Below are 5,295 nucleotides of genomic sequence, written 5' to 3'. Positions count from 1 at the left end.
GCTCCGCGTCCGGTCTGCGCACTGGACGCAGAGCGCCCGCACCTGCTCCCACGCTGGAACGTGGGAGCCAGAGTAGGTGTTGCATCGCAAATGATGCGGTTCGTGCCTCACACTGGTGGCGAATTCTCGCGACCGCGGCGTCTGGAAAGAACCTATCTCACGCCAAGTCGCCAAGCACGCCAAGAAGAGCGCAATGCTGCGGTGACTCCAGTCACTCCAGTCACTCCGCGAGCGCCTCCGGTTTCGCTATCGCCTTGAAGACCCTTGGCGTCTTGGCGCCTTGGCGTGAGCCATTCCGGGTCTGAGCCAAGCCGGTTCGGCAGATGCGCCCGCGTGGAGGCATTTCGCCACCAGTGTCCGTTTCTCGCTACACTATGCAGAGCACATTTTTGCGGAGTACAGACATGAGCGCACGCGTGCAGCTACAACCGACGCTGTACGAGCAGTTGGAGTCTCTACCCGAAGGAGTTACGGGGGAAATCCTCAACGGCCAACTCTACACCCACCCACGCCCGGTAAGCCGGCATATACGGGCAGCGACACGCCTTGACCGCATCCTGGGCCGCTACTTCGACGAAGACGACGAGGACCCGTCCGGCTGGTGGATCTTCCCTGAGCCGGAGTTGCACTTCATCCACAACACGGAGGTTGACGTTCCGGACCTGGCCGGCTGGCAGCGCGAACGGATGCCCGACTGGCCGGAGGGGCACCGTTTCACCGTGGTTCCGGATTGGGTGTGCGAGATCCTGTCGAAGTCCACCGCAAAGACCGACCGCGAGGTCAAGATGCCGATCTACGCGCACTTCGGCGTTGCCTACGCTTGGTTGATCGACCCAAGGGCGCGTACGTTGGAAGCCTACGCCCTGGATGCCGGCGTCTGGCGGGACATCGGCCGCTTCGCCGGGGCTGAACGGGTGTCCGTGGCGCCCTTCGAGACTGTGACGATTGACCTGGGCAAGATCTGGGTTCCTAAAAGTGTCGGCGTACGGCGAGGCAATGATGAGTCTTGATCAATCTTAGCGAGTGCGGAAGCACGAACAAAGACACAAGAAAAACAAATTTTTCATGCCCCCTCTCCCGCCGCAGGCTCGCGGCCCTGCTTTGAAGTCGACCGCATGAGCAGGGCGCGAATCCTGATTTTTCCACAATTCCTGCCTATTCCTTGTGAATCGCGCCCCCAAGCTGCACCATCACGCGTGACACCCTTGGGACGCTGTATCACTTATGACCACTCCGGAATCCGCCGCCGAGATCGCCCGCCAGATCGGGACCGACGGCCGACCATCCCGCCGCCGCCGGGTCCTCTTCTGGCTCGCCGGACTCACGCTGCTTGCCGCCGCCGGTGCTGCGGCGACCCTGCTCAAGGACGGCACGCAGGAGCAAGTCCGTTTCCGCACCGCGGCCGTCGAGCGCGGAGACCTGACGGTCAAGGTCTCGGCGACCGGGCAGTTGCAGCCGGTGACCCAGGTGGAAGTGGGCACCGAGGTCTCCGGCACCATCGACCGGGTGGAAGTGGACTTCAACGACCGCGTGCGCACCGGACAGATCCTGGCGCGGCTCGACCCCGACCAATCGCAGGCCAAGTTCCGGCAATCACGGGCCGCGCTGACCCTGGCCCAGGCCGGCGTGGAGGAAGCCCAGGCGACCGTCACCGAGACCGCCGGTAAATTGCGCCGCGTGCGCGACATGGTCGCCAAGCGGATGTCATCCGGCGAGGAGCTCGATACCGCCGCCGCCGCCGCCGAGCGCGCGGTCGCCGCGCTGGCAGTGGCCAAAGCCAAGGTCGAGCAGGCGCAGGCCCAGCTCGACGCCGATCACCGCACCCTGGAGAAAACCGAAATCCGCTCGCCGATCGACGGCACCGTGCTCAAACGCCAGGTGGAGCCGGGGCAGACCGTGGCCGCCTCGCTCCAGACCCCGGTGCTCTTCACCCTGGCGGAGGATCTGACACAGATGGAACTCAATGTGGCGGTGGACGAGGCCGACGTGGGTCAGGTGGCGGCGGGGCAGTCAGCCGAGTTTACTGTCGACGCCTACCCCAACCGACGCTTCCCGGCGACCATCACCCAGGTGCGCTTCGCCCCGGAGACGGTCGGCGGGGTGGTGACCTATGCCGCCCTGCTCGCACTGGACAACGCCGATCTGTCGCTGCGCCCCGGCATGACCGCCACCGCCGAGATCGTGGTGAAGGCCCTGTCGGACGTGGTGCTGGTGCCCAACACCGCCCTGCGCTTCAGCCCGCCGCAACCGCGCCCGGCCAAGAGCGCGGACCTCAGCCTGGTCGGGATGCTGCTGCCCAGCCGCCCGCCGGAGGCCCGCCGCCTGCCGCGCGCCGCCGCGCCGGGTCAGGGACCGCGGGTCTGGACCCTGCAGGACGGCACCCCGACGCCGCTGGACATCAAAACCGGGGCGACCGACGGCAACTTGACCGAGGTGCTGGACGGTGCCCTGGAGCCGGGAACCGTGCTGCTCGTGGACGTGGAACGGACGGCCGCGAAGCCATGACCGCGGCGACCGCCTCAGTGAAAAACGCCCTGCTGACCTGGCCCCGGCCCGCAAGCCCCGATCCGGCCGGCCAGCCGCTGCTCGAATTCCGCCAGGTGTCCAAGATCTACGGCACCGGCACCGCGGCGATGCGGGCACTGGATGGGGTCGATCTGCGCATCAGCCCAGGCGAGTTCGTCGCCGTGATGGGTCCGAGCGGCTCGGGTAAATCGACCGCGATGAACATTCTGGGCTGTCTGGATACCCCAAGCGCCGGGTCTTATCTGTTTCGCGGGGTGACCGTCGAGACGCTGAGCCGCGATCAGCGCGCCCGCCTACGCCGGCACTATCTCGGTTTCGTCTTCCAGGGCTTCAATCTGCTCAACCGGACCTCGGCGCTGGAGAACGTGGAACTGCCCCTGATCTACCGGCGCACCCCGCGGACCGAGCGCCATGCCCGGGCCCGCGCCGCCCTGGCCCAGGTCGGGCTCACCGGCTGGGAGGGGCATACGCCGGGCGAACTCTCGGGCGGCCAGCAGCAGCGGGTCGCCATCGCGCGGGCCATCGTCACCGAACCCAGTCTGCTCCTGGCGGACGAGCCCACCGGCAACCTGGACACCGCCCGCAGCCACGAGGTCATGGATTTGCTGGTCGGCCTCAACCGCGACCAGGGAATCACCGTGCTGATGGTGACCCACGAGGCGGAAATGGCCGCTTACGCGCACCGGATCATCCACTTTCGCGACGGCCGGGTAGCCGACGACGGCCTGACGGGAGGGCCTGTCTGATGCTGTGGAACGCGTTGCTGCTCGCCTTCCGCGAGATCCGCCGCAATGTCCTGCGCTCGTTCCTGACCATTCTGGGCGTGGTGATCGGGGTCGCCTCGGTCATCGTGATGGTCACCCTGGGCAACGGGGCCACCCGCGCCGTCGCCACTCAGATCGAGAGCATGGGCAGCAACCTGCTGATGATCCGCAAGGGTCAGCACATGGGTCCGGGGCAGACCTCCAGCGCCCCGGCCTTCGACCTGGAAGACACGGTCGCCCTGGAACGTGACATCCCGGCCATCAAGTCACTCGCGCCCTCCGCCACCGACAGCATCACCGCCGTCGTCGGCAACGCCAGTTGGGCCACCTCGGTGAACGGCACCGACAACCGCTTCTTCAGCGTCCGCAACTGGACCCTGGAGCGCGGCCGGCTCTTCAGCGCAAGCGAACTCAGCGGCGGACGCGCGGCCTGCGTCATCGGGGCCACGGTGCGCAAGGAGCTGTTCGGGCCGCAGGACCCGCTCGGCAGCAACCTGCGCCTGAAGCAGATCTCCTGCGAAGTCATCGGGCTGCTCGCCGGCAAGGGTCAGAGCAGCATGGGCCACGATCAAGACGATCTGGTCGTCATGCCGCTGCGCACCTTCCAGCGGCGCATCGCCGGCAATCAGGACGTGACCCTAATACAGGTCTCGATCCGCGACGGTGAATCCACCGAGCGCGCCAAGACCGACATCGAACGGCTGCTGCGCGAGCGCCGCAAAGTGGCCGCCGGCGAGCAAGACAACTTCAGCGTACGCGACATGAAAGAGGTCGCGACCATGCTGACCGGCACCACCCAGGTGCTGACCACCCTGCTCAGCGCGGTGGCCGCCGTCAGCCTGCTGGTCGGCGGCATCGGCATCATGAACATCATGCTGGTCTCGGTCACCGAGCGCACCCGTGAAATCGGCATCCGGCTGGCCATCGGCGCCCTGGAGCGCGAGGTCTTGATGCAGTTCCTGGTGGAAGCCGTCGCCCTGTCCAGCCTGGGCGGCGTGCTCGGCATCCTGCTCGCCCTGGGTGCCTCAATCGGACTGGCCGATATGCTCAAGGTCCCCTTCGTCTTCAACGGCGGCATCGTACTCACCGCCTTCCTGTTCTCCGCCGCCGTGGGAGTGATTTTCGGCTACTTCCCGGCACGGCGGGCGGCGCGGCTCGATCCGATTGAGGCGTTGCGGCGGGAGTAGGGCTGAGGTTGCGGTGCAGCGGCGTTATTCAGCCGGGCGGCAGCAGAGGCTTTGCCACTGATAGATCTTTTCAGTCAGCACGGACTTTGAACGGAACGCCCTGCCCGCTCATCGGCCGTTATCGCCGTTTCGGGGCAGCGATCCTTCGGAATTATCCACAGATGTCACAGATTTTCACAGATGAAGAAAAAAATGTGTTCATCTGTTAACAACATCGGGAGCCATTTCCACATCGGGGCGACTGTGGAAGCTGGCCGGAACGATGATCGAGACCGCTCATCGAACCCGCCCGGTCAATCGGCGGCAGACTCGACGCACCCTCAGTGATGTGACACGGATCACAGTTCCGTCATCTTTTCAAATTCATAATTTGGTCCGGCCGTCGGCATCGATCCAGTCCGGCGACCGGTGCCAGCCGCAATAGCGTGTGGTCCCAGAATGAGCAGTTCTTACAAAGAAATCACAAAGATCTTCAATGCGGAAGGTCGATCGGTCAAGCCAGCCGTGCGGTAATCTGACCGACGATATCAACAATGTGTTTTTCTTGTTAAACGAAAACGAAAGTGTCAAGGCGGAACATGGGATACGAAGAGATAGTAGAACTTTGCGGTCAACTCTCTTATCGGGACAAGTTCAGACTCGCCCAATTGCTTATCCAACTTGCAAGAAAAGAAGAAGAACTGAAGTTTCCTGTTTTCAATTACGCCACGAGCCGCATAACCGCGGCGATCAGGGGATTTTGCGTCGGTTTGTTGGCCCCCCCGCAATCGCTACCAAAACCCTCCCCGCCGAGCTCCTGTGCGAGCCGGCGCCGCAGG

Annotated in this window: 4 protein-coding genes; all 4 read left to right on the top strand. The window is 64.7% G+C overall.

The window, feature by feature from the left end; translation table 11 throughout:
• The first annotated feature begins 404 nt into the window (after positions 1 to 404).
• The 4 genes from QZY03_RS27055 to QZY03_RS27040 all read left to right on the top strand — a co-directional run bounded on the left by QZY03_RS27055 (position 405) and on the right by QZY03_RS27040 (position 4,477).
• Entirely contained in the window at positions 405 to 1,010 is a 606-nt protein-coding gene (locus tag QZY03_RS27055; protein WP_295586630.1) for a Uma2 family endonuclease, read from the top strand.
• A gap of 214 nt (positions 1,011 to 1,224) precedes the next feature.
• Complete coding sequence (locus QZY03_RS27050; RefSeq protein ID WP_295586627.1) at positions 1,225 to 2,505, top strand: efflux RND transporter periplasmic adaptor subunit; 1,281 nt, start codon at positions 1,225 to 1,227, stop codon at positions 2,503 to 2,505.
• Complete coding sequence (locus QZY03_RS27045; protein ID WP_295586626.1) at positions 2,502 to 3,272, top strand: ABC transporter ATP-binding protein; 771 nt, start codon at positions 2,502 to 2,504, stop codon at positions 3,270 to 3,272. Before QZY03_RS27050 ends, QZY03_RS27045 begins: the two co-directional genes overlap by 4 nt.
• Positions 3,272 to 4,477, top strand: a complete 1,206-nt coding sequence (locus tag QZY03_RS27040; protein ID WP_295586623.1) for an ABC transporter permease — start codon at positions 3,272 to 3,274, stop codon at positions 4,475 to 4,477. The genes QZY03_RS27045 and QZY03_RS27040 overlap by 1 nt, the downstream gene beginning before the upstream one ends.
• Positions 4,478 to 5,295: the final 818 nt, after the last annotated feature.

Origin of the sequence: uncultured Lamprocystis sp., from assembly GCF_903933125.1 — a bacterium.
GTDB lineage: Bacteria > Pseudomonadota > Gammaproteobacteria > Chromatiales > Chromatiaceae > Thiodictyon.
The sequence above is the reverse complement of the archived record's forward strand: the minus strand, read 5'-3'. Positions and strand labels throughout refer to the sequence as shown.